The sequence below is a fragment of the Leeuwenhoekiella sp. NPDC079379 genome (assembly GCF_044542075.1).
GTDB lineage: Bacteria > Bacteroidota > Bacteroidia > Flavobacteriales > Flavobacteriaceae > Leeuwenhoekiella.
Genome location: NZ_JBITTU010000002.1, coordinates 487,713 through 513,679, shown reverse-complemented (window position 1 = coordinate 513,679; position 25,967 = coordinate 487,713). Strand labels below are relative to the sequence as shown.

Here is a 25,967-nt window from a genome sequence, read left to right as displayed (position 1 = left end):
AAAAGAATTCTATTTACACTTTACAGGAATCCAATACCTAAAAAATATTTAAAAATTAATTATGAAAAAATTACTCCTTCTAATACCGGTACTTGCTTTGGTACTCGCCTTTACTGTTCCTTCCTTCTACCCTATTGACGGGTATGAGCGCACCGGGATAGATCGCTTGGCATATCTTCAAAAAATTGTACGTGACAGTGTAAAATACACTCGTATTCCAGCCGGTGCTTACCTATCTACAGCTGATATTAAGTTGCGCTTAAGCTCAAAAAAGGATAGCGCTATTACTTATATGACTGAAGATCCCGCATTACAGAAAAAAATATCCAGTTTATTTTATGGTCTTGATGCAAGCTATTCTATTTCTGTACTAGATATGACAGACACGACAAACTTGAAATATGCTGCTCGTAATGAAACGCGCGGTTACCAGCCAGGAAGTGTAGGAAAACTTGCGATACTTTTAGCAATGTTTGATCAATTAGAAAAATTATGTCCTAATGATTGGGGAGCTCGTGAGAGTTTACTTAAACACAAGCGTGTTAAAGGTGGTCCATTTGCAGTGTACGACCATCACACCATTCCACTTTACGATATTGAGCAAGATAAGTTAACCCGAAGAACGGCGCGTGAAGACGATGTTTTTAGTTTGTATGAATGGATAGATCATATGGTTGCCGTGAGTAATAATGGTGCTGCGAGTGTTGTGTATCGAGAAGCTTTATTACTTAAAGTTTTTGGGGAAAAATACTTTGACTTAACTGATGAAGAAGCAACTAAATGGTTTAAAGAAACCGATAGAAAAGAAATATCTGACCTCGCTTTTGAAGTAGTAAATCAACCACTTCGTGATTTAGGAATTGGCGAAGACGAGTGGCGTCTGGGTGGCTTTTTTACAAATGGTGCTGAACGTTATGTAAGCAGACAAGGTGGTAGTACCGGTTCTCCTAAAGGCCTAATGAAATTTCTTATAAATATTGAGCAAGGTAAAGCTGTAGATTCATTATCTAGTTTAGAAATGAAGCGCATTATGTATCAGACAGAACGCCGCATTAGGTATGCACAATCAAAAACACTTGATTCTGCCGCAGTATATTTTAAAAGCGGAAGTTTTTATAAATGTGACCGCTCAAAAGGAGCTTGTGGTGACTATGCCGGTAATGTATTTAATTATATGAATTCTGTAATTATTGTAGAGCATCCTGATAATGGTTCTAAATATATCGTGTGCTTAATGACTAATGTATTGCGTAAAAATTCAGCTTCAGATCATATGTATCTTGCAGGAAGAATTGACAAAGCTATAGAAGAAGAGATCGCCGCTGCAGGCCAGTAGAGTGTTTCTAATTTTTATATTTAAAAAGTCCCTTCAATTTATTTTGAAGGGACTTTTTTCAGTTATTAGATAATTGAACATTATTAATGAAATTGATATTGCCGTAAAGTACTTTTTGTAAATTATCAAACATTGCATATCAGACCGCTTAATACAGGCTTTTAAAAATATTATACTTGTAAAATTCGATAAAACTTCTATATAATTATAAGTACTTATCACGATTACACTTTTGCGGCATTTTATGCAGTCTTGGGGATTGTTTTGACCACCTATTTTTATTAATAATGCGCTATTTTTGTAGTGTTAAGTGATTGATAAATAAATGCTTTAAAATTAACTCAGCTTACATAGGTTAGCAAAAAGAAAAATGTTAGAAAGTAGAGAATATTACAATAAAATTTTTATTGAGCAGGCTCCTATTGCCATCGGGATGTTAGATAAGAATATGTGTTATCTATCTGTATCTAAAAAATGGATCACAGATTATAAAATGGAAGGTCGGGAAATCATAGGCCGTTCTCATTATGACCTTTTTCCTGAAATAGGCGACGACTGGAAAGCCAATCATCATAAGTGCTTAAATGGTGCAGTAGATATTTGTGATGAAGCTCCTTTTGTACGGGCAGATGGCACGGTACAATGGATTTATTGGGATGTAAGACCCTGGTATATTTCTGAAGGAGAAATTGGCGGCTTAATAATGCATACCGGTGACATTACTCACATAAAGAATAATGATGAAGAAAGAAAAAAAATAGAAAAAATACTTGAGAATACAAATGAGATCGCACGTATAGGAATTTGGGAAGTAAATTTACTAACTAATGAAGTGTATTGGAGTAAAGTTGTCTACGAGATTCACGAAGTTTCTAACGACTTTGTTCCTAAAGTAGAGACTAATATCAAATTTTATAAAGAAGGAAAAAACAGAGACCTAATTTTAAAAGCCATGAAAGAGGCTGTTGAAGATGGTATTCCTTTTGATTTAGAAGTAGAAATTGAAACTGCAAAAGGAAAAACAATCTGGGCACGCTCTATTGGCCAACCCGAAATGGTAGATGGTAAATGCGTACGCCTGGCAGGAATGTTTCAGGATATTAATACTATGAAAGTATCTCAATTGGCTTTAAACAAGACTAATGTTGAAATGAATGCCATATTAAATTCAGGTTCTGTTGCTATAATTTCTACAGATAATAATGGTATAATTAATCACTTCAATAAAGGCGCTGAAAAATTATTAGGTTATTCTGCATCAGAAGTAATTGGCATACACTCTCCAATGCTTTTTCATAAGTATGAGGAGATTAATTCATTTCAAAACAATTTAAGCGCGAGAAGTCAAAACGAGGATCCACTTGAGTTACTAGCTAAACTAGAATTTTCAGATACTCGTGAGTGGACTTATCTCAGAAAAGATGGCTCAACTTTTCCTGCTGAGTTAACAGTTACAACCGTTAAAAATGACAGTGGAGAAAATATAGGATTTCTGGGAGTCTCTTTTGATATTACAGAACGAAAACAGGCTCAAAGCGAATTAATTAGAAAAAACCAATTATTAAACTTTGCTGAAGAAATCACTAAAACAGGACATTGGCAATGGGATGTTGTAAATGATAGAGTAAAATGGTCTAATAACCTGTTTAATATATTTGAACTTAATAAAACAACTTCAAATTTAAAATTTGACACTTATTTTGGATTTGTACATCCTGAAGATAAAATTCTTGTCACTACTAATTTTCAAAATGCAATTGATAATAAAGGATTTGATAGTTTTAATCATAGGATTAACACAAATGGTAAAACAAAAACGATTCAACTTATAGGAAAAGTTTTTAAAAATGAAAAAGGAATCGTTACAGAAATGATAGGTACCTGTCAAGATGTAACAGAGCAAAAAATGGCCGAAAATAAATTTAGAGGCCTTTTAGAGTCTGCTCCCGATGCGATGGTAATCGTAAATGAAAAAGGTTGCATTCAGCTTATAAATAAACAGGCCGAAAAACTTTTTGGCTATACTCTTGAAGAAATTTTTGACAAACCTGTAGAAATTTTAATTCCAAAACGTTTTACCGGCAATAATGCACATATAGGATTACGCGATATTTTTTTTGCTAAGCCAAAAGTAAAAGCTTTTGGTATGGGTAATGATAAAGAATTATTTGGGGTTAATAAGGCGGGTAAAGAAATCCCTATACAGATAAGTTTAGGTCCCCTTGAGACTGAAGAAGGTCTTCTGGTATCTGCCGCAATACGGGATATTACTGCTCAAAAATTAGCTGAAAATGAATTATTACGAAACAATCAGCTCTTAAACTTTGCCGAAGAAATCACACTAATGGGTAACTGGCAGTGGGATTTGAAAACCAATAAACTGAAGTGGTCAAAAAATATGTACAAAATCTTTGATGTAGATAGATCTGCAGATTTAGAAATTAAAACATATTTAGATTTTATACACCCCGATGATCGAGCAAATGTAGATCAAAAGATTTCTGAATCTTTAGGTGGTCTCGCTTTTAATAAGGTGATACATCGCATTATTTTAAACGATGGCACGATAAAAATAATTCAACTTTTAGGAGTAATCGCTGCAAATCATCAAGGTAATGTTACAGAAATGGTAGGGACATGTCAGGATATTACGGCTCCTAAAATGGCAGAGAATAAATTTAGAGGCCTGTTAGAGTCTGCTCCTGATGCAATGGTTATTGTTAATGAAAAGGGACGCATACAACTTATAAATAAACAGGCAGAAAAGCTGTTTAAATATACACAGGAAGAGTTATATAATAAACCTGTAGAAATACTTATACCCCAGCGCTTTACCGGCAACAATACACATATAGGTTTACGCGATGGTTTTTTTGCTAAGCCTAAAGTAAAAGCTTTTGGTGTGGGAAGTGGTAAAGATTTATTTGGAGTAAATAAAGAAGGAAAAGAAATTCCTATTCAAATAAGTTTGAGTCCACTACAAACTGAAGAAGGTCTTCTTGTTTCTGCAGCAATTCGGGATATTACGACCCAAAAATTAGCATCTCGTAAAATTTTAGAGGCAAAAGAAAACCTGGAAGTTTTAGCAAATAAACTTACTGCTCAAAACACACAACTCGCAGATTTTGTACACATTACATCTCACAATTTAAGAGCTCCTGTAAGTAACTTAAACTCGCTATTAGAATTCTATAATACATCTGAAAGTGAAGAAGAAAAAGAAATCTTATTTCAGAAGTTTGAAAAAGTCATCAATCATCTTACTTTAACTTTAAACACCTTGATTGAAGCCTTAAGAACTAAAAGTGACTCAGCTCAAAATTTAGAAGAAGTTTCATTTTCTGAAGTTTTACATAAAACTCAGGAAATTCTAAGTGGTGAAATCTTAGAATCTGGTATAGTAATAGTCACAGATTTCTCCCAAATTCAAACAATTTCTTACAATACTGTTTATTTAGAAAGTATTTTCCTTAATTTGGTAAGTAACGCAATTAAATATCGAGCTAAAGACAAAACTCCAGAAGTTTTCATTAAGTCAGAAGTTATAGATAAAAAGATTATATTGAGTTTTAAAGACAATGGTTTAGGAATAGATTTAATGCGGAATGGTCATAAATTATTTGGTTTAAATAAAGTATTTCACAGACATCCAGATGCTAAGGGAGTAGGTTTGTTTATGACAAAAATCCAAGTTGAAGCGATGGGTGGTTCTATAGCTGCAAAAAGTAAAGTGAATCATGGTTCTACCTTTACGATCAATTTTAATTAAATATGAGAGACCCTTTTAATATCTGTATAGTTGATGATGATGACATCTATCAATTCACAATGATAAAAACTCTTGAGTCGTTAAAACTATCAAAGAAAATTATTTCATTTTCAGACGGTGAAGAGGCGCTTGATTTTATGATAAGTAACCTTAATAAGCAAAAGGAACTTCCAGACGTTATATTTCTTGATGTCAATATGCCTATTATGGATGGCTTTCAGTTTATGGAAGAATACATAAAAATTAAGCCTGAAGTCAGTAAAAAAATTATCATTTATATGGTTTCTTCTTCCGTAGACCCTGTAGATATAAAGCGCGCTAAGAGTCTTTGTGAAATTTCAGACTACATCATAAAACCTATACGACCTGGTGAATTAACCAGTATCATTAAAGATTTAGAAGAACACGGTAAATTATAATTGGTTCCCAATACATTCAAAATGTTAACCCTAATTATTTTAGGAACATAAAAACTAACAAAAACCCATTGAATAATTCAATGGGTTTCTTGGTTTAATAATTTATAATAGAGTTCTTAAACTTCGCTTATAACGGGTGTTACATCCCGCTTATAAATGCGCACTTTTACAGATTTACTAATGGGCGTATTACTACGCTCTGCAAAATGATTATAGGGCACCAGCATGTTTGTCTCGGGAAAATACGCAGCAACATTACCCTGAGGGATATTATAAGGTATTATTAAAAATTTATGTGCTTCACGTACAATACCGTCATAAGTACTGGTGAGATCTACAACATCTAATTTTTTTAATCCTTTCAATTCCATGTCTTTCTTATTCATGAAAACTACTCTCCGCTCATTATAAACTCCCCGATATCTATCATCAAGCCCATAAATAGTAGTATTAAACTGGTCGTGTGAGCGTATGGTCATCATCATAAATTCATCTGCCTCAAGCGTATGCTCCGGTAATTTATTAACCGTTATCTGGGCTTTACCGCCGGGCAACATGCTAAAATCAAGATTACGTACATTATTTGGCAAATAATACCCGTGACCTTTAGATTGTTCTGCTGTTTTTTCAAAACCTTTGGCAACAAGATCTATGTAGTTTCTAATAATCTCATAATCATCTCCCATTAGCTTCCAGTCTAAGGGATGCGAATCAAAATAGGCATCTGCCATCTCAGCAATTATCTGTGGTTCTGAACGAACATTATCTGAAGCCGGTTTTAAAATACCTTTTGATTGACTTATTTTACCCATACTGTTTTCTACCGTAAAGTACCTTCGCTGACCATTTATCTCATCTTTTTCAGACCTTCCTAATGTAGGTAATATAAGACCTGTTTTACCAGTAACTAAGTGTGTTCTATTTAATTTTGTACTTATCTGCACGGTAAGATCGCAGTTCTGTAATGCTTCCGCAGTATATTGTGTATCTGAAGCTGCCATTAAAAAGTTTCCGCCCAGACAGAAAAAAGCTTTTGCTTTACCATCGTGCATTGCCTGCATAGACTCAACAGTATCAAGACCTCGCTCTGCTGGTGGTGTAAAGTGCATATATTTTTCAATACGCGCATTCATATCTTTATCTACAAAATGCTGAATCCCTACACTACGATCACCCTGTACATTACTATGACCACGCACAGGGCAGGTTCCCGCACCCGGTTTACCTAATGCACCTTTTAAAAGGAGCAAATTCACAAACTCGCGTATGTTTTCTACTCCGTTTTTATGCTGTGTAAGTCCCATTGCCCAACACACGATAATTTTTTTAGAATGACGCAATAATGCTACAGTTTTATTAATTGCAGATTCATCTACTCCCGTTCTCGATAGTAAATCTTTCTCGTCATAAGACATTAAATCTGCAATAAGCGCGTCGTAACCACTGGTATATTTATCAATAAAAACGTGATCAAAAACAGTTTTATCTACTGAATCTAATATTGCGAGTTTCTTTAAAATCAATTTTATAAGCGGAATATCTTGATTAATATTTACCGGTAAATGCACATCTGCCATATCTACACCGCTACCTATTACACCGCTTAAATGCTGCGGATTTTTAAAATTTACCAAACCAGATTCCTCAAGCGGATTAATGCTTATTATTTTACCGCCATTGTTTTTGCATTTTTCGAGTGCAGACATCATTCTAGGATGGTTTGTACCCGGGTTCTGCCCTGCTATGATAATAACTTCAGCCTCATATAAATCTTCTAAAACCGTTGAGCCTTTTCCAATACCTAAAGTTTCCCCTAAAGCTACACCACTCGATTCATGACACATATTTGAGCAATCTGGCATATTGTTGGTTCCAAATGCACGTGCAAATGTTCCATATAAAAATGCAGCTTCATTACTAGATCTCCCTGATGTATAAAATATGGCTTCATTAGGGTCGTTAAGCTTTTTTAACTCTTCAGCAATAAGCGTATATGCAGCATCCCAACTAATAGGTTCATAATGTAAACTCCCCGGTCTTAAAACCAAAGGCTCTACAAGACGACCAAATTTATTAAGTTCGTAATCTGATAAATGTGACAGCTCTTCAACAGACCATTTTTTAAACATGTCTGCTCCTATTTTATCTGTAGTCGCCTCATCTGCCAGTGCTTTTGCTCCGTTTTCACAATATTCTGCAACAGGAGATCGCTGTTCGGGATCTGGCCAGGCACAACTGGGACAATCAAAACCGTCTTTCTGGTTCATCTTTAATAATGCACCCATAGAGCGTAAAACACCCATTTCTTTAAAGCCATGTTTAAGTGCTTCTTTAACTCCTAACATACCCGCCGCATCGCGTACAGGTTCTCCTAATTTAATATTGGTAAACTCTTCTGCACCCGTTAAAGACACGTTGCGTTTAAAAGACTGAGACATTTTTATTGATTTTTTTAATTAATGTGGCAATAGCAATCTAAAGCTAATTCACTTGAGATCTTTTATATAAACTACTGAAGTGCAAAAAATGTGGCATTACCGTAACACAGCTACTTTGCCTGTTCAATTTAAACAATATTTGAAGCCCGAAGTATTAAGAAAAAACTAAAAACAGAGGAGATATTTCCACAATTCAAGATTAAAATGAAAAGATCTATAATGAGTTTGTATCAGAACCTTTTAAATTTTTTAAGACTGATCAATTCTACTGTACAAACGTCAAAATGCTGTTAAACCTCATTCATTGTACCAGAGAAAACAAGCAACTATCGTTATATTCGCTAGGACATAACGCTTAACTTATGATATCGGTTTTAGAGGCTCAAGAATTTGTTTTAAGAAATGCAGAAAAACTGCCGGTTATATCTCTAAAATTAGAAGATAGTTTGGGGTATTATTTGGCTGAAAATTGTTTGGCTCCCTTATCGCTTCCATCTTTTAGACAATCTGCGATGGACGGTTATGCGTTTATACATACTAATGAAACCCGCTTAAAAGTAACCGGTCAAATACAGGCGGGAGATTTATTTACACCACAGTTAAAACCTGGAGAAGCTGTACGTATTTTTACGGGTGCTCCGGTTCCTGACACTGCAGATACGGTTGTCATTCAAGAGCACACAACCCGAGAAGGTGATACCTTAATTATTGAAAAGCTACCCCTACCTAAAGCTAATGTGCGTCCTATTGGCGAGCAATTAACGGCTGGAGCTCTAGTTTTAAAAAAAGGACATCAAATAAATGAAGCCTCTATCGGTTTTATGGCTGGTTTAGGTTTTACTGAAATTAAAGTATATGCTAAACCAAACGTTTGCATTTTAACCACAGGAAACGAACTGCAAGAGCGCGGTACACCGCTAAAACCGAATCATATTTATGAAAGTAATGGCATTATGTTGCAGAATGCCTTAAAACGTCTGGGTATTTCAAATATTCAGCTTATTAAAGTCGAAGATACTCTTGAACAAACCTCAAAAGCTGTAAAACAAGCATTAGAAGCTGCTGATGTCTTACTCGTTTCTGGCGGAATATCTGTAGGTGATTTTGATTTTGTACAGGAGGCGTTTCAAAATAATGGCATTAATGAACACTTCTATAAAGTGAATCAAAAACCCGGAAAACCTTTGTGGTTTGGCACAAAAAGCGATAAATCAGTTTTTGGTTTGCCAGGCAACCCAGCATCAAGTTTAACCTGTTTTTACGCTTATGTACTTCCGCATTTAAGATCAAGAATGGGTAGTTTAAACCCGTTTTTAAATGAGCGATCTGCAGTATTAACTGAAACTATTAAAAACATTCACAGTAAAACTCTTTTCCTCAAAGCGGGAGTTACTGGCAATAAGATTACTCCCTTTACAGGGCAGGCGAGCTCAATGCTAAATACCTATGCATTAAGTAATGCTTTATTGTTGATTCCAGAAGATACAGAACAGTTAAATGAAGGTGATGCCGTGACCTATTTAGATCTAAATTTTTAATTATGAGAGCAATTAAAAGTCGTATCTGGATTGAACAGGAAGGCAAAGTTTTTTTAGGTTATGGACGCGTTGAATTGCTTAAAAAAGTTGCAGAAACACATTCGATAAGTGCTGCAGCCAAAGAAATAAATATGTCGTATAAAAAAGCCTGGAAGCTTATAAATACTATGAATGCAAACTCAAGTCAGCCACTGGTAATTACTAATACAGGTGGTAAAGATGGTGGAGGAACAACACTAACTGCATACGGAAAACAAATGATTGAGCAGTTTGAAACCTTAAATACAGCTTGTGAGCATTTTTTAAATGATCAATTTAAGGCTTTAAATCAGTAATACTTAAAACTTAGTTTATGAAGTCATTTAACAACATACCAGCGTACATTCTATGTGGTGGAAAAAGCACCCGAATGGAAGCTGAAAAAGGTTTAGTAATACTTCAAGACAAACCATTTATAAAACACATTACCAAATCATTACAAAAATTAAAATTACCGGTTTTATTAGTTACAGAAAATGCTACTTATAAAAATTTAGGATTTGAATTACTACCAGATATCTATAAAGATAAAGGTCCTTTAGGAGGAATTTATGCAGCACTTAAACATACAGATGCTACTCAAATTTTAATTCTGAGTTGTGATATTCCGCTACTTTCTGTGGAAACTTTACAAACACTTTTAAGTAGCAATTTTACCAATTATGAGATTACGTTTGCAACTGCAGAAGATAGATGGCATCCTTTAATCGGAATCTATTCAAAAACACTATTACCAGATTTAGAACAGGCTCTTCAAGAAAATAGATTGAAACTCACTGATTTTATAAAAGATCATAAGTATAAACAAATAGCCATTGCAGATGTGCGGTCACTTGTAAATATCAATACACCCGAAGCTTTGGCAGAACTCGAAAACAGTTTAAAATATTATGGAAATCACGCTTAAATATTTTGGCCAACTTGTTGACGTTATAGGCGCTCATGAGGAAACCCAAACTACCTCATTTAAAGATTCGGCACAGCTTTTAAAACATTTAAAAGAAACCCACGCAATTAGTCATATCCCATTTCAATTAGCGGTTAATCAAAAATTAATTGATTCTGATGAAGCTGTTACTTTAAATGAAGGTGATGTAGTTGCTTTACTTCCTCCTTTTGCAGGTGGTTAATTGATAAATATGAACAGATATCAACGTCAAATAGTTTTACCTCAAATAGGAGAAAGCGGTCAGAAAAAACTGGCGAATGCTCGTGTACTTGTAATCGGAGCCGGTGGTTTAGGCTGTTCGCTACTGCCCTATTTAGCTGCGTCTGGAATTGGTAAAATAGGCATTGTTGATGGTGATAAAATTGAAGAAAGTAATCTGCACCGGCAAATTTTATATACACCAGAGTCTATAGGAGATTTTAAGGTAAATGCGGCTAAAGTATTTCTAAACAAGCAGCAACCCGATGCTCAAATCACTAGTTATCCTGAATATTTAAATGGTTCAAATGCACTAACAGTATTTAAGGATTACGATATACTTGTTGATGCAACAGACCGTATTGCTGTTAGATATTTAATAAGTGATGCTGCTGTATTAACCGGCAAGCCTGTTGTTTATGGTAGTATTCATCGCTTTGAAGGTCAGGTTTCTGTATTTAATTATAAAAACGGTCCTACGTACCGCTGTTTGTTTCCCAAAGCTACTGAGGCACCCAGTTGTGCAGAAGCCGGTGTTTTAGGAAGTAGTGTGGGTTTTGTAGGTATGTTACAAGCGCAGGAGGTGATGAAAATGATATTGGGAATTGGTGATGTGCTTTCAGGAGAACTCCTTATTTACAATACACTTACTGCAAGTCAGCAAAAATTTCAGTTTAAAAAAAATGAAACCATAGCGATAACGAATTCTTTTTACCAAAAAGCACATCTAAAATCTGAAATCAAAACAGAATCTTTCCACCGGGGAATGCTGAAAAGTGGTGTGTTTATAGACGTTCGTGAATTGAATGAACAACCCAGATTAGACATTCAGAATTTAAAAGAAATACCACTTTCTCAATTAGAAAAACAATTAAAAAATCTTGATAAAACAAGTTACTATTATTTGTTTTGTCAAAGTGGCAAACGTGCTCAACTTGCGGCAGAACAATTAAAAAATCTGGGTATTATAAATAGTTTCGCGATTAAAGAAGGTGCTGAGCAATTAAAAAAAAACGAACAGAACGTAGTATCTAAATAAAAAATAATGAAAAAAGTATTTATAGAAGGGGCTATAAGCAGCGAATTTATAGGAACCTCTATCGCAAAACATCAAAGTAAAACAAGCATAGGTGCGCACAATATATTTTTAGGTCAGGTACGTGCAGATGAAGTTGATTCTAAAGTGGTAACAGCTATTGTTTACACCTGTTACGAGGAGTTGGCCAATGAAAAATTGAATGAAATTCGCGAAGAGGCCTTTGAGAAATTCGATTTAATATGTATGCATATTTACCACAGTTTGGGCACAATTAAAGTTGGCGAAGTTTGCTTTTTTGTGTTTGTTTCGGCTAAGCGCAGAAAAGAAGTTTATGCCGCTACAGAATGGATTGTTAATCAGGTAAAGGACCGCACTCCTATTTTTGGAAAAGAGATTTTTGAAGATGAGAGCCATCAATGGAAAGTGAATAGTTAAATCTATCTTGTATTAAAACAAATTATAATTCCCACAATAATAGAAATGGTAGATATAACGCATAAAATAACAACCTTACGTACAGCAACAGCTCAGGCGACAATTACCGTGAGTAAGCCTGAAACTATTGAGGCTTTGCAAAAAAACACCGTCCCTAAAGGAAACGTTTTTGAGATGGCAAAAACAGCAGGTCTTTTTGCTGTAAAAAATACATATACCACAATACCAGATTGTCACCCGTTACCTATTGAATACACAGCTGTAGAATACATCATTGACGGCCTTTCAGTGCATATATTAATTACCGTAAAAACAGTTTACAAAACCGGTGTTGAAGTCGAGGCGATGCACGGTGCTTCAGTAATTGCATTAACGATGTACGATATGCTCAAACCTATAGATAAAGGTATTGAGATTAATAATGTAAAGTTACTGCATAAAAAAGGTGGTAAAAGTAGTTTTAAAGATCAGAACCCGTCAAGATTGAGTGCGCATATCATAGTTTGCTCAGATTCTATTTCAGAAAGTAAAAAAGAAGATCAGGCAGGTAAAGCTATTATTGAAAAACTACAGGCTCACGATGTTCAAATACAAGGGTACGAGATTATACCTGACGATCTGGAAACTATACGCAGTAAGGCTTATGAATTGTCTGATACTGTAAATCTTCTTATTTATACCGGTGGCACCGGTTTAAGTATGCGTGACGTAACTCCTGAGGCTTTAGAACCCATTTTAGAAAGACGTATTCCCGGTATAGAAGAAGCAATACGCAACTATGGCCAGGATCGTATGCCTTATGCAATGCTTTCCCGAAGTATAGCCGGAACGCTGGGTAATTGCCTTATTCTCGCATTACCAGGCTCTACAAACGGCGCTAAAGAGTCTATGGATGCTGTTTTTCCGCATTTATTACACGTATTTAAAATATTAAGAGGCGCTCAACACAATGCTAATGACTAAAGTCACAAACATATTAACAGATTCTCACCTGCGCAGACACAATTATTTGCGTATTTCACTTAGTGAAAAATGCAATTTAAGGTGCACCTACTGTATGCCTCACGACGGCATTCCGCTTAGTCCAAGAGCACATTTGATGACCGCAGATGAGATTGAAGCTATTGCCACTGTATTTGTAAAAAATGGCATAGATAAAATACGTTTAACAGGCGGCGAACCCCTGGTACGTAAAGACTTTAGCTTAATTCTAGAGAAGCTTTCTAAACTTCCCGTTAAGCTTTCGATAACGACAAATGCACTGCTTACCCATCGCTTTATTGATGATTTTAAACGCTTTGGTTTATACGATATTAATGTTAGTCTAGACAGTCTTGATGCCGAAAAATTTAAGTTTATTACACGTAGAGATCAGTTTAAGCTGGCGTATGACAATATCAATCAACTTATCGCTGAGGGTTTTAATGTGAAAATTAATGCGGTATTGATGAAAGGTTTTAATGAAGACGAAATAACAGACTTTATAAAACTTACTAAAGATCAAAATATCAATGTACGTTTTATTGAGTTTATGCCTTTTGACGGAAATGAGTGGAATAAAAATAAACTCGTAAGTCAGGCTGAAATTTTAAACCGGGTTACTGATCATTTTGGAGTTGAAGCATTAAAACCCTTGCTAAATGAAACGAATTTTACAGCACGTAATTTTAGAATTGAAGGATTTAAAGGAAGTTTTGGAATCATCAGTTCGGTTACAAATCCCTTTTGCGATAGTTGCAACCGGGTACGACTTACCGCAGACGGAAAACTCAAAAATTGCCTATTCTCAAATGAGGAAACAAATCTGTTAACTGGATATCGTTCTGGTGCAAATCTTGAAGATTTAATTGATGATGCTTTAAATAAGAAAAAAGCAGTACGTGCAGGTATGACCGATTTTGACCAACTTAACAATCCCGATTTACATACTAATAATCGAAGTATGATTGCTATTGGCGGGTAAACTAAGTAGCAGGTATCTTACTCCCTGTTAACATCAATTATTTCTCCCTGGTCATACATGCGCTTAATCTCCTCACGGGATAGGCTGTATTCATCAAGGGAATAATTCTCGGTTTTTTCAATATCTCGTAATCCGCTTTTCTTTTGAGTTTCATAATCATTCAATCTAAAAATAACAGAATCATTAGTGATTTCTGTCAGCATTAATGTAGAATAAAAATTGGATTGTGTTTTAAACTCGTAGATATCGCCAGCCAGTGGAGTGGTTAAATAATCTAAATTAAGACGCTTATTTTCTTGTCCCGAATATATTAACCAACTAATTAAAATAGCGATAAGTCCCAAACCACTATATTGCCAAATTGGTGTTTTTGCATCAGCTTTGAGCAACCTTCCCTCCTGTTTAAATTCTTCAGGCATTTTTCTGAACTTCAATGCATGATTGCAATACTCACAAAGCGAGTAAATAGGTTTTCGATACGGAAATATAGGAATCCAAAAAACGTGGGCGTGCTGACTTGATATGCTAAAAAGTGTGGTTCCTTTTTCTGAACAGCTAGGACAAACGACCTTATTCGATTTTATAGATTTTAAAAAGACGTTCTTCCAACCGTAAATTACCATTCTTTAGAAATTGTGGCTATTTAGAGCCAATTTGTAATGTCTAAAATAAGTTTTTTATAATAATAAACTGAATAACAATTTGTTTAAAATGCATTTAGGTCAGGGCTTTATTAATTAACTCTAATGAGGTGTCACTAAGTGGTAGTGTCAATGCAGTATCGTGACCTTTATGAGACATCTTAGCCCAGGTTTTCTGTACAACATCTATAACTTTCTCCTCCTCATGTTTAGCCGCAAAATCTTCAAAATAAAATTCTAAAAAAACCAGGCAAATCACATCTTCCAGCGTTTGAGATTCTTTATCTTTTTTAATTAGTTTCTTCTTAATCAAGAATTGAACACGATCAATGAAAGTCTGAGTGTAATGAAATTCTTTTAAAATTTCTCCCGTAAGCGCTGCGTGCATTTTCTTTAAATCTTCGCGCCAGTTTAAATACCCTACCCGATTCATTGGGTAATCTTCACGTGGACTTTTCCATCTGCATATATGCTGCGCGCGTGCAGCGATTTTTAGTTCTTGTGAGGCCTCGTTTTCAAAATGCTCAAGCTGTCTCGTCATTCGCTGTGAGTACAACAATTCTTTCGGAAATTGCTTTCCCTCGATAGTTTTAAAGTTAGGATCTTCAGAATTTAAAGCATCAATAGCCGCGATTACTTTGTCCAATGGGGTTTTTATTTTTTTGTCCAAAATTAAGTTTGAGTATTTCTGATATATAAATATCAGAAATTGGTTATTAGTTAATTTATAGAATTTTATGATTATTCCTCTTAAAATCTAATATAAACTATTAACCTTATTTCTACTTGTAATTTTGGCACTAAAAGATAGTTCGCATTAAGTTATGAGTAATTATACAGGTATTTATAATACTCTTTAACAGCATTTTCCCAAGAAAAACGAGCCGCTTTTGCTTTTTTGCTCATTTTTTTCCATTTTGTCTTGTCATTAAAGAAGGTATCTAATGTTGTGTCAAAAGCATCTACCATATTATTGATTTTATCGTCTACGCTTATTCCATCAAAAGAAAAACCATCTATCCCGGTATTAATAGTATCTATTAGACCACCGGTATGATGTACCAGGCACAGCACACCATTACGCATAGCAAGCATTTGACTAATACCGCACGGCTCAAATAGACTAGGCATAAAATACAGATCTGATTCTAAATAAATTGAATCAATTATATCTTCAGACTGCCCATTTATAAATATAAAATTTGGGTGCTCGTAGCTTATATCCCGCATAAGCGCTTCATACTCTGGCTCACCGGTACCTAGTAATATAAAAATTCCATTATGCGACGCCAGTTTTTCTAATATAGTTTTGAGCGCCTGCGGATTTCGTTTAAAAAAATAGAATTTTTGTTCGGTCATTCTAGCTACGCTAGAAGCAACAAAACTAGGTGGATTTTCAAGCAAACACACAACTTTCTCACCGGTATATGCAAGGATATCTGATTTGTATTTTTTAGATTCTTCCTGAATCCATTTAAAAAGCTGTCTTAGTACGTTAGGATATAGATTACCTTTTTCTGCAACTCTAATATTTTTATAATTTACACCGTTGAGAATACCAAAAAGACGCCCTGCATCATTTGCTTTATTAAGGTCAGTCTCGAGACTTTCGCCGCCAATAAACTCGGGTTTGTGACTGGGTTTGAGTATATCTAATTTGTAAGAGGGGCTCACCGTATGAACCCTATCTGCTAAACGAATACCTAATGCCATAAGGTTTATACAGTCGTCATAACGCTCATCTTTAACCATCTCATAATCATATCCTATTTCTGGGAAAAAATTATTTACTGAAGCAAAATTATTATTTAATGGTCTTATGCCTTGTAAACTCAGGTTGTGAATACTATACACAAACCAACTTTCTTTTAATTTTTGATATTCAGGATTAAATTGTTTGTGAAACAGTAAAAGAGCGGTGTGCCAATCATGGAGATGCACCACATCAATATGGTCAAATAAATTTTGTTTGATCGCCTGAGCAACGGCTGTATTAAAAATAAAATATTTTACGGCATCTGTAAAAAATGGCTCGGTAGGATCGTCATTATAAATATGAGCAATATTACCTTCAATAATCTCAGGATGGTGAATTACATAGTGGGTTATGCCTTCAAAAGTCTTTTTAGGCTGTACCTCATACAAATATGCAACAGATTCTTCTCCTCGAATTTTTATTTTTAAATCACTTATAAAATTTCCGCCGTGATGAAGCCTGTTGTAGGCTGGTACAACTACGTGAACGTGATCACCATTTGCAGCTAATTGTCTAGGCACATCTCTTACCACGTCTGCCATACCTCCTGCTTTACAATGAGCAATCGCATCATTTTCTGCGGAAACAAATAAAAAATTTTTCATCTTTAATTACTATAGTTTGGATTTACAGAATCCAACCTTTAAAATATCGTGAAATCTGAAGCTCTATAATCTTAATCTTTGGAGAACCAAATTACTATTTCATTTATAGTATTGTCTTAAATAATATTTAAAACCAGACAGATTATGAATTTTTCTAATCATTCATTGTGCTACTAGTAGCTCTTAAAAGTATTATTTTTCATATTAACCAAACATTAATTAAGTATCAAATAACCTACGTGGAAATATTTTTGATAATTAGATAATTATTTGATTTACAATTAGTAATTCAATAAATATTACGGGTTTGTTTAAACTCATCTTAACATCTTAAATTCTTAAAAGTTTCCAAATTAATGTGCATTGTAGCAGTTTTAACGAATTTCTAATATTGAAATTTAACAAATGAGCGTATTTTTCAAATTATGCGATTTAACCACTTCTCCACCATTTTTAGTCTAGTCATTTTATTCACTTTTTATCAAGTAAATGCCCAGGATTTAACCACTAGCAAAGCAGGCGATTCTTTGCCCGAAAGTAATTCTTCAGTTCCTGAAGATGGCGATTTTATGCCGAATGCTATTCGTGAATATAATGAGGCTTACTATATTTTAAGCAGGCTTAACACTTCAACAGGTTTACCACCCAATGAGTTTAATTTTCAATCTCCCCAAGCCACATTAGAACATTTTGTCTATAACGCTCGAAATAAAGATTTTAAAAATGCCAGCTATGCTCTCAATTTTAATCTCTTACCCGATGATATTACAGAAGAACAAGCAGCGACTCTTGCAGAAAAATTATTCTTTGTTCTAAATCAACGCATAAAAATAGATTGGAGCGGATTATCAGATCGGCCAGATGGTCAAATTGATATGAGCACAAGTACAAACCAGGCTATTGCCGGTAAACCCATGCGCAGCGTTGTTTTTGGGGAAATAGATCTTGACGGTAGGGATATTGTCTTAAGAATGCAACGTATTAAATATAAAGAGTATGGAGCATTTTGGCTTATTTCTGCAAATACAGTAGAAAATATTGATAGCCTATATGAAGTTTACGGTCCCCGAGAACTCGATAGAATGATGCCAGATTGGGCACGTATACAATTCTTAAATATGCCTATCTGGAAGTTTCTAGGAACTTTTATCTTGATTCTTTTCAGTTATCTTTTAGGTAAACTCAGTTTATACATCTTTAGAATAACATTTAAAAAATCTGATAAAATCTGGGTAAATACCATAGCAAAACGTCTGGCAACCCCTGCAGGATGGGCTATAGGAGTTTTATTTTTCTATATCTCCTTAAATAAACTCATTTCGTTTGGCGGTACATTTGCAAGTACGCTCTATGCAATCTTATTGATTGCTGTAATAGGCACAATAACCTGGTTTATTATGCGATTTATAGACTCCTTTATGGTTTATGTAGCCGAGACTAAAATAGGTGATACAAAACTTGAAGAGAATAATGAATCGCGTATGATGTTGACCTATATTTCTGTAGCGAGACGCGTGATTACTTTTATAGTTATAATCGTAGGTTTCTCGGTAATACTCTCCCAATTTAGATCATTAGAAAAACTGGGGGTTTCTCTAATTGCATCTGCAGGTTTAGCCACTGTGGTTCTTGGGGTTGCTGCGCAAAGCACACTGGGTAATATAATCGCAGGTATTCAAATTGCATTAACCAGGCCGGCTCGTATAGGTGATACGGTAATTATAGATGATGATTGGGGTTATGTAGAAGATATTAGATTTACGTATATGGTAGTACGTACCTGGGATGAGCGACGTTTAATAGTTCCTCTAAAGGAAATTATTTCTAAAACCTTTGAAAACTGGTCTATAACTAACGCACATCAAATACGCCCTATAAATTTACACGTTGATTATAAAACCGATGTAAATCTTATTCGTAATAAATTTAAAGAATTATTAGAGCAAGAAGAAAACTGGGATAAAAATCATCCTCCAGTTGTACAGGTTGTAGATATGAGTGAAAAGACGATGCAGGTGCGCGCACTATGTAGTGCAAAAGATGCAAGCACTACCTGGGATTTACATTGTGATCTACGGGAAAAATTAATTAGCTATATAAGTGAATTAAATAGTGGCCAGCACTTGTCAAAATCGCGTCTACACTTTGAAGATAATTCAAATGACAACACCCCGTCTTAAACACTTAAATTTTAATTTTGAAGTATGAATGAATTGTTGAGCTTAAACTACGGACATATTTTTGAACCAGAATTATTAAAAGAAATTTCAGAAATAGGGATTCTTAAAGAAGTGAAAGAAGGTGATAAACTTATGGAAATTGGCCAGTATATCACAGCTATGCCTCTGCTTATTTCTGGAGCAATTAAAATACTTCGCGAAGATTCTGAAGGTAATGAACTCCTACTCTATTTTTTAGAGAAAGGAGATACGTGTGCACTTACGTTATCATTTAATCGAGGACAGCGTAAAAGTGAAATACGTGCCATCGCTGAGCTAAATACCATTCTCATAATGATTCCTATTCAAAAAATGGAAGAATGGAGTTCAACGTATAAATCTTGGCGAAATTTTATTTTTGACAGCTATCAAAACCGACTTCAGGAAATGCTTGATACCTTAGACAGTATCGCATTTATGCGTATGGATGAGCGTTTGCTTAAATATTTAAGAGATAAGCAAAAACTTTCTAATAGCAACGAACTGCAAAGTACGCATCAGGATATTGCCTATGAGATGCATACCTCGCGCGTGGTGATTTCAAGGTTGCTAAAAAAACTAGAATTAGAAGGTCGTATTAATATACAAAGAAACAAGATAGAACTGCTTAATTTAAATTAAGCTTCTAATGTCTCTCGCATTGCTTTCGCTTTAAGTAGACATTCTTCGTATTCTTTCTCTGGGATCGCTTGAGCTGTAATGGCACTTCCTACGCTAAAAGATACATAGGGTTTTTCTGCATCATACAAAATGCTACGTATAACTACATTAAAATCAAAATCACCATTAGGTTCAAAATACCCAATAGAGCCACTATACAAACCGCGTTTTGAGTTTTCTAGTTTCTCTATAATCTGCATTGCCGAAAGTTTAGGAGCACCGGTCATACTTCCCATAGGATAGGTATTTTTAATACATAAAATAGGATCTGTATCAGATTTGATTTCGGCTGTGATTGTAGAAATCATCTGGTGTACTTGTTTAAAAGAATATACTTTACAGAGTTCTTCAACAATGACGCTTCCTTTACCTGCTATTTTAGAAAGGTCATTACGCACCAGATCTGTAATCATAATGTTTTCTGAACGTTCTTTAGGATCCTGAGCGAGTACCTGAGCAAGTTTTAAATCTTCAACCATATCAACACTTCTACGAGCAGTTCCTTTAATAGGCTGACTAATTAATTTAGTTTCCCGCTTGCACAAATAGCGCTCTGGCGAAGAACACATCGCATATTTAGAATCTATTCTTAAAAATGCAGCAAGTGGAGCTTTAGAAATATCGTTTAAATGCTGAAAACTTTTTAAAGGATCAATTTTAGATTCCGCATAAAATTCCTGACAAAAATTAGCCTCATAAATATCACCACGGTGAATGTGATCAAGCATTTTATTTACCTGCTCGCAATATGCATCTTTATTAAAACGAACTTTTATTTTAGGTGTCGCATAATTTTTAGAAACTACTTTATCTTCGGAAGATTCAAAAATCGACACAAAATCCTTTTCTATATCAGCAGCTACCTCAGGTAGATATAAAAATTCTATATAATTACCTCTAATTCGTACCAGCTTCAAAGGTTGAAAGAAATACAAATCAGGAAAATCTAGACCATCTTGATTTTCAGACTGAAGATTTTCAACTTCATTTTTTAGGTCGTAAGTTAAAAAACCGAGCAACCAGTCTTGCGTTTTAGCTCTAAAATTTGAAAGCTCTAGTAATGAAGCGTCAGGCCTCGTGGTTATCGATGTTTTTACACCTAACCCCAAGAGAATATCAAACTTGCCATAAGGATCTGTATGCCCATTAGAAGTAAGCAAACAGCTCACCGTCTCATGTTTTGACCAGATTAGCAAACATTTTAAAATATTTTTTGAATCTGTGATTAATTTTGATTTTATGATACGCATAGGTTTGTAAAATTACAGTTTAGCGCATAAAAAAACCGTCAAATAAATTGACGGTTTCTATTTAAATTTAGAGATAAACTATTGTTTATCTATCCAGTCTTTAATCTCTTCTTTAGTTTTTCCGGTTTTCTCTTGAAGTTTCCCAAGCATTTGGTCAAATTTTCCTTCTGCGTGAGTAGTATCATCATCTGTAAGATCACCATACTCCTCTTTAAATTTACCTTTAACTTGTTTCCACTTTCCTTCTATCTGATCGCTATTCATAGTTTTAGATATTTGATTATTAGTAATATTTAAAATTACCACGAAGTATAAACTATTTACCCCAACAAAACGCTAATCTTTAGATGGCAAGCGTTAATTTTACTTAAAATTAAAAGCAATGCATAAGATCCTATTTTCCATATTTATATTAATCGCCATTTGTGGGTGTAATAACAAATCAAAGTCTATAGCAAGTGTTGATACGGTGAGCATCCCTGATGCAACATATTATTTTTTAAGACACGCAGATAAGGTACGTGGCCCTAACGCCGGTGATAATCCGCCACTTAATGCTACCGGTAAAGCACGAGCTAAATTCTGGGCTAAGCAATTAAAAGATGTTGATTTTGATGCAGTTTATAGTACAAATTTTAAACGTACCCAGAGTACTGCTTTGCCTACTGCAAAACAGAATAAATTAGAAGTTAAGATTTACGAACCTTCTGAGGATTTCTATTCTAATTTTAAGAGTAATCACGTGGGTAAAAATGTGCTTGTCGTGGGACACAGCAATACCATACCAGCATTTGTAAACGCAGTTTTAGGAGATCAAAAATACAATGAGATAGACGATTCTACTTTTGGGAATCTATATATTGTAAAAGTAAAAAATGGCGTTGCAGAAGCCGAATTGAAAGATTTTAACAGCTGGAGCAAGTAGTTACTGTAATATTTTCTAATTCAATCTTAGATAACAAATTTAGTTTACCACTTTCAAAAAGACTGTCTAAACTCTCTAACGGCGGAAACTGCTCTACCGGCTCATAATTATTATAATCAACAAAGCGTATACCATTTATTTCCCTACTATTGTAAGCCTCTCTAAAACGTGTTCCGCCTTCGTTTACGTGGTAATTATAAGCTAAATAGTCTACAGTAAAATTTTCAGTATTTATCCAGTACATATAATTATCTTCAAAATCTTCACCCCCGCCTGCTTCTGAAAACTGCACTTCAATCTTGTAATACGTTTTTCCTTTAATAGTAGCTTCTCCAATCTTTTTTGATTTTACAGCTTCCGCATTTAAACCGTAAGGCAATACCGAAAAATAATGTACTGAGTTTACACCTCCGGCAAGATTACTTATTAAAGAATCTACTACTTCAACAGATCTCCCATTTACTATTCGGTTAAAATCTGAATTTGTTAATTGATCTAAAGTATCTTTACAAGCTGCATCAGAACAACGCTCAAGACTATAATTACCGTAATTACGGTTTGCACGATAGAATTTATCTCTAAAGTTAAATGCAATTGTTGATGTATCAATAGTTGAGCCACCGGCACGTTCTATTGCCTGAGCTATAATGGTTTTTGAATCAAGATTTTTAGTTTCTTTTTTACATCCTGTTAAACAAACTAAAAGAAACGTAAGCAATAAAATTTTTTTCATTATCTAGCATTTATGAGCTGTAAAATTAAAGTAATTACAGGCAATAGCGGCTCATTTGATAAATTAGTACTTTTGCAATCTTATGAAACAAGAAAACACAATCAATATTAAAAACAAGAAGGCTCGTTTTGAGTATGAGATTCTTGATAAATATATAGCTGGTATCAAACTGGCGGGTACAGAGATTAAATCTATACGAGAAGGAAAAGCATCTATCGCAGAAAGTTTTTGCGAGTTTGAAGGTAATGAGCTTTTTGTAATAAATATGACTATACAAGAATATTCTCACGCTACCTATTTTAACCATCAGCCTAAGAGTAGTCGCAAGCTATTACTTAATCGTCGCGAGCTTAATAAACTTTTAAAAGAGGTTAAAAACAGCGGTCTTACTATTGTTCCGCTTAGATTGTTTATTAATGAAAGAGGACTGGCCAAAATGCAGGTCGCATTGGCTAAGGGTAAAAAATTATATGACAAACGAGAAGTTATTAAAGATCGAGATTCTAAAAAACGTTTAGGGCAAATTAAAAAGGCTTTTAATAATTAATGCAACAGGTATAGAGTAACTTAAGTCTTTTAAATTAAATATTACTAGATGCTAAAAAAGTTACTCTTCGCTATTTTTATTTTGATTTGCATTAAAGTACAAGGTCAGATTACGGGCAACGTTACTAACGCGCAAAATGAGCCCTTGCCCTATGTAAATATCTATTTAAAAAATGCAACAACCGGCACGACTACAAATAGTGACGGCCAGTACAGCCTTAGTTTTGATAAGGCAGGAACACATACAATAACTTTTCAGTTTTTAGGATATACTACTAAGGATGTCGAAGTTACAATTACAGACTTTCCATTCACACTAAATACTGTTTTAGAAGAGGAAACTACTTCACTAGACGAAGTGATTTTAGATTCTAAAGTAAATCCTGCAGATCGTATTATACAAGAAGTTCTCAAGGAAAAGCCACAAACCCTAAGCAAACAAAAAGCATATACAGCAGATTTTTATTCGCGAGGATTATGGCGCGTAGAAAATGCTCCTGAAAAATTTTTTGGTCAGGAACTGGGTGATTTAGGTGGCGGTCTAGATTCTACCCGCACCGGTATTGTATACTTAAGTGAGACCATATCTAAAATCGCGTATCAGGAACCTGATGATTTTAAAGAAGTAATTACAGCAAGTAAAGTTAGCGGAGACAGTAATGGCTTTAGTTTTAATAGTGCTCAGGAGGCAGATTTTTCATTTTATAGCAATACCTTAGAAATTCAAGCACAAATAGTTTCCCCTATTGCAGACAATGCTTTTAGCTACTATACCTACAAATTAGTGGGTACATTTAAAGAAGGAGACAAACTTATTAATAAAATACAGGTAACGCCCAAACGAAAAAACGATCGTGTTTTTGATGGTGTGATTTATATTGTTGAAGATGACTGGCAGCTCTATGGCGCAGATTTAAATACAAGTGGCGCTGCGATACAAGTACCTTTTATAGATTCTTTAGTTTTTAAACACAGTTTTAAATATAATGCTACACAAAAACTCTGGGTTAAAATTTCTCAAAGTATTGACTTTAGCTTCAAGTTATTTGGTTTTGGTGGTAACGGAAGGTTTTCTGCGGTGTACAGCAATTATGATTTTAAGCCTCAGTTTGATCGCAAAAGCTTCTCAAATGAAGTTCTAAGTTTTAAGCCCGAAGCAAATAAAAAAGACAGTGCATTCTGGCAGCAAATACGCCCCATTCCCCTTACGTTAGAAGAACGTGCAGATTACACAAAAAAAGATAGCTTGCAAGAAATACGCGACTCAAAACCATATAAAGATTCTGTAGATAGCGCACGTAATAAATTTAAATTTACAGATGTGCTTATGGGATACAGTTATCAAAACACCTATGATAGGTGGCGACTAAGCTATGATGCAATTTTACCTAGTATTTCTTTTAACACTGTACAAGGTTTTAATGCGACCACAGGTCTTACGTATTCTACGTGGAGTGACAATTACAAATCTGTAACAAACTTGAGCGTAAACGCAAATTATGGCCTTGATGATGAGCGCCTTCGATTTACGGGTAGGTTTGCAAAACGATTTGATCCCATAAAAAAAACCACAGTAATTCTAGAAGGTGGTATAAAAATTCAGCAATTTAATGCAGAGGAGCCTATTACCGCTATAGGCAACACCTTGTCAACTCTTTTTTGGAAGAAAAATTTCGCCAAATTCTATGAGCTAAATTTTGCCAGAGCAGCTTTTTCACAAGAATTATTTAATGGTTTTCAATTAATAGCTCAAGCCGGTTACGAGAAGCGTTTGCCGCTTTTTAATACTACAGATCAAACGTTTTTCAATAAAAAATTTAGTTATACATCAAATAATCCTCTAAGCCCCCAAGATTTTAATACTGCTGCAATACAAACACACAGTTTAGGGAAAGTAAATATTCAGGCAGTAATTAATTTTGATCAAAAATATATGAGTTATCCTGATGGGAAATTTAAAACAGACGATTCTAAATACCCTACTTTATTACTCAATGCAGAACAAACATTTGCTGCTAGCGAAGCTGGCTATAATTTTACAGAATTAAAAGCAGAGATTCGCCAGGAAATCACACTTGGGAATAAAGGTAATTTGGGGTACGCTTTTTCTGGAGGTACTTTTCTAGATGCAAACGATATTAGTTTTGTAGATTATCAGCATTTTAATGGAAATCAAACTAATATTAACTACAGAAATAACCGTTTGAGCGGTTTTAATAATCTTACATATTATGATTATAGTACTAACAAAAGCTTCTTTGAAGCACACGTAGAACATAATTTTAAAGGTTTTATTTTAGGTAAAATACCGGGGATACGAGCATTAAATTTAAATCTGGTTACTGGTGTACACTCACTAATTACCCAAGAAAACAAACCCTATACTGAATTTAATATTGGTGTTGATAACCTTGGTTTTGGAAAGTTAAAGTTTTTACGTGTTGATTATGTGCGCTCTATTAATGGTCCTAATCAAAAAGGAGCTTTTGTTTTTGGTCTCAGTTTTTAG

General features: G+C 34.6%; 23 protein-coding genes. 16 read left to right on the top strand and 7 right to left on the bottom strand.

Going from position 1 to position 25,967, the window contains the following annotated elements; genetic code table 11:
• Positions 1–61: 61 nt before the first annotated feature.
• The 3 genes from ACIGAM_RS05580 to ACIGAM_RS05570 all read left to right on the top strand — a co-directional run bounded on the left by ACIGAM_RS05580 (position 62) and on the right by ACIGAM_RS05570 (position 5,524).
• The gene (locus ACIGAM_RS05580; protein WP_396510471.1) at positions 62–1,336 is read left to right on the top strand and encodes a serine hydrolase; all 1,275 of its coding nucleotides are present in this window, start codon (positions 62–64) and stop codon (positions 1,334–1,336) included.
• A gap of 370 nt (positions 1,337–1,706) precedes the next feature.
• Positions 1,707–5,105, top strand: coding sequence for a PAS domain S-box protein (locus tag ACIGAM_RS05575; protein ID WP_396510470.1), 3,399 nt, complete (start codon positions 1,707–1,709; stop codon positions 5,103–5,105).
• Between the two features lie 2 nt (positions 5,106–5,107).
• Positions 5,108–5,524, top strand: coding sequence for a response regulator (locus tag ACIGAM_RS05570; protein ID WP_396510469.1), 417 nt, complete (start codon positions 5,108–5,110; stop codon positions 5,522–5,524).
• A gap of 116 nt (positions 5,525–5,640) precedes the next feature.
• Here ACIGAM_RS05570 and ACIGAM_RS05565 read toward each other — a convergent pair whose 3' ends face one another.
• Complete coding sequence (locus ACIGAM_RS05565) at positions 5,641–7,962, bottom strand: FdhF/YdeP family oxidoreductase (RefSeq protein ID WP_396510468.1); 2,322 nt, start codon at positions 7,960–7,962, stop codon at positions 5,641–5,643.
• 362 nt (positions 7,963–8,324) lie between these two features.
• Between ACIGAM_RS05565 and glp the strand changes: the two genes are divergently transcribed.
• The 8 genes from glp to moaA are packed head-to-tail and all read left to right on the top strand — an operon-like array spanning position 8,325 to position 14,123.
• A complete protein-coding gene (glp, locus tag ACIGAM_RS05560) occupies positions 8,325–9,500 on the top strand; it encodes a gephyrin-like molybdotransferase Glp (RefSeq protein ID WP_396510467.1) in 1,176 nt (391 codons plus the stop codon).
• Positions 9,501–9,502: 2 nt separating this feature from the next.
• Positions 9,503–9,835 (top strand): winged helix-turn-helix domain-containing protein, encoded by a 333-nt coding sequence (locus ACIGAM_RS05555; RefSeq protein WP_396510466.1) that lies wholly within the window; start codon positions 9,503–9,505, stop codon positions 9,833–9,835.
• 17 nt (positions 9,836–9,852) lie between these two features.
• Positions 9,853–10,446: a molybdenum cofactor guanylyltransferase gene (locus tag ACIGAM_RS05550; RefSeq protein ID WP_396510465.1), complete on the top strand. Its 594-nt coding sequence runs from the start codon at positions 9,853–9,855 to the stop codon at positions 10,444–10,446.
• Entirely contained in the window at positions 10,430–10,669 is a 240-nt protein-coding gene (locus ACIGAM_RS05545) for a MoaD/ThiS family protein (RefSeq protein WP_396510464.1), read from the top strand. Before ACIGAM_RS05550 ends, ACIGAM_RS05545 begins: the two co-directional genes overlap by 17 nt.
• A gap of 9 nt (positions 10,670–10,678) precedes the next feature.
• Positions 10,679–11,725 carry a ThiF family adenylyltransferase gene (locus tag ACIGAM_RS05540; protein ID WP_396510463.1) on the top strand — a complete coding sequence of 349 codons (1,047 nt, stop codon included), beginning with the start codon at positions 10,679–10,681 and terminating at the stop codon, positions 11,723–11,725.
• Positions 11,726–11,731: 6 nt separating this feature from the next.
• The gene (locus tag ACIGAM_RS05535) at positions 11,732–12,160 is read left to right on the top strand and encodes a molybdenum cofactor biosynthesis protein MoaE (protein WP_396510462.1); all 429 of its coding nucleotides are present in this window, start codon (positions 11,732–11,734) and stop codon (positions 12,158–12,160) included.
• 45 nt (positions 12,161–12,205) lie between these two features.
• Positions 12,206–13,123, top strand: a complete 918-nt coding sequence (gene moaCB / locus ACIGAM_RS05530; RefSeq protein WP_396510461.1) for a bifunctional molybdenum cofactor biosynthesis protein MoaC/MoaB — start codon at positions 12,206–12,208, stop codon at positions 13,121–13,123.
• Positions 13,116–14,123, top strand: coding sequence for a GTP 3',8-cyclase MoaA (gene moaA, locus ACIGAM_RS05525; protein WP_396510460.1), 1,008 nt, complete (start codon positions 13,116–13,118; stop codon positions 14,121–14,123). Before moaCB ends, moaA begins: the two co-directional genes overlap by 8 nt.
• A gap of 17 nt (positions 14,124–14,140) precedes the next feature.
• On the opposite strand, the gene ACIGAM_RS05520 is transcribed toward moaA, so the two are convergent.
• The 3 genes from ACIGAM_RS05520 to ACIGAM_RS05510 form a co-directional block, all read right to left on the bottom strand.
• A complete protein-coding gene (locus tag ACIGAM_RS05520; protein WP_396510459.1) occupies positions 14,141–14,746 on the bottom strand; it encodes a hypothetical protein in 606 nt (201 codons plus the stop codon).
• A gap of 94 nt (positions 14,747–14,840) precedes the next feature.
• Positions 14,841–15,410, bottom strand: a complete 570-nt coding sequence (locus ACIGAM_RS05515) for a DUF4202 domain-containing protein (protein ID WP_396510458.1) — start codon at positions 15,408–15,410, stop codon at positions 14,841–14,843.
• A 176-nt stretch (positions 15,411–15,586) separates the two neighbouring features.
• On the bottom strand, positions 15,587–17,125 hold the full coding sequence (locus tag ACIGAM_RS05510; protein WP_396510457.1) for a glycogen synthase: 1,539 nt from the start codon (positions 17,123–17,125) through the stop codon (positions 15,587–15,589).
• Between the two features lie 425 nt (positions 17,126–17,550).
• Between ACIGAM_RS05510 and ACIGAM_RS05505 the strand changes: the two genes are divergently transcribed.
• Both ACIGAM_RS05505 and ACIGAM_RS05500 read left to right on the top strand, forming a co-directional pair.
• Complete coding sequence (locus tag ACIGAM_RS05505; protein ID WP_396510456.1) at positions 17,551–19,305, top strand: mechanosensitive ion channel family protein; 1,755 nt, start codon at positions 17,551–17,553, stop codon at positions 19,303–19,305.
• A gap of 24 nt (positions 19,306–19,329) precedes the next feature.
• Positions 19,330–19,965 (top strand): Crp/Fnr family transcriptional regulator, encoded by a 636-nt coding sequence (locus ACIGAM_RS05500; protein WP_396510455.1) that lies wholly within the window; start codon positions 19,330–19,332, stop codon positions 19,963–19,965.
• On the opposite strand, the gene ACIGAM_RS05495 is transcribed toward ACIGAM_RS05500, so the two are convergent.
• Both ACIGAM_RS05495 and ACIGAM_RS05490 read right to left on the bottom strand, forming a co-directional pair.
• Positions 19,962–21,254: an anthranilate synthase component I family protein gene (locus ACIGAM_RS05495; protein ID WP_396510454.1), complete on the bottom strand. Its 1,293-nt coding sequence runs from the start codon at positions 21,252–21,254 to the stop codon at positions 19,962–19,964. The two genes, ACIGAM_RS05500 and ACIGAM_RS05495, sit on opposite strands and share 4 nt — an antisense overlap.
• 78 nt (positions 21,255–21,332) lie before the next feature.
• Complete coding sequence (locus tag ACIGAM_RS05490; protein WP_396510453.1) at positions 21,333–21,518, bottom strand: CsbD family protein; 186 nt, start codon at positions 21,516–21,518, stop codon at positions 21,333–21,335.
• Between the two features lie 118 nt (positions 21,519–21,636).
• Between ACIGAM_RS05490 and ACIGAM_RS05485 the strand changes: the two genes are divergently transcribed.
• Positions 21,637–22,179 carry a phosphoglycerate mutase family protein gene (locus tag ACIGAM_RS05485; RefSeq protein WP_396510452.1) on the top strand — a complete coding sequence of 181 codons (543 nt, stop codon included), beginning with the start codon at positions 21,637–21,639 and terminating at the stop codon, positions 22,177–22,179.
• On the opposite strand, the gene ACIGAM_RS05480 is transcribed toward ACIGAM_RS05485, so the two are convergent.
• Positions 22,160–22,912, bottom strand: coding sequence for a DUF6503 family protein (locus ACIGAM_RS05480; protein WP_396510451.1), 753 nt, complete (start codon positions 22,910–22,912; stop codon positions 22,160–22,162). The genes ACIGAM_RS05485 and ACIGAM_RS05480 overlap by 20 nt on opposite strands.
• A gap of 82 nt (positions 22,913–22,994) precedes the next feature.
• On the opposite strand from ACIGAM_RS05480, the gene smpB reads away from it, so the two are divergent.
• Together smpB and ACIGAM_RS05470 are read left to right on the top strand one after the other, a co-directional pair.
• Positions 22,995–23,459 carry an SsrA-binding protein SmpB gene (gene smpB, locus ACIGAM_RS05475; protein WP_396510450.1) on the top strand — a complete coding sequence of 155 codons (465 nt, stop codon included), beginning with the start codon at positions 22,995–22,997 and terminating at the stop codon, positions 23,457–23,459.
• 48 nt (positions 23,460–23,507) lie between these two features.
• Positions 23,508–25,967 (top strand): DUF5686 and carboxypeptidase regulatory-like domain-containing protein, encoded by a 2,460-nt coding sequence (locus ACIGAM_RS05470; protein ID WP_396510449.1) that lies wholly within the window; start codon positions 23,508–23,510, stop codon positions 25,965–25,967.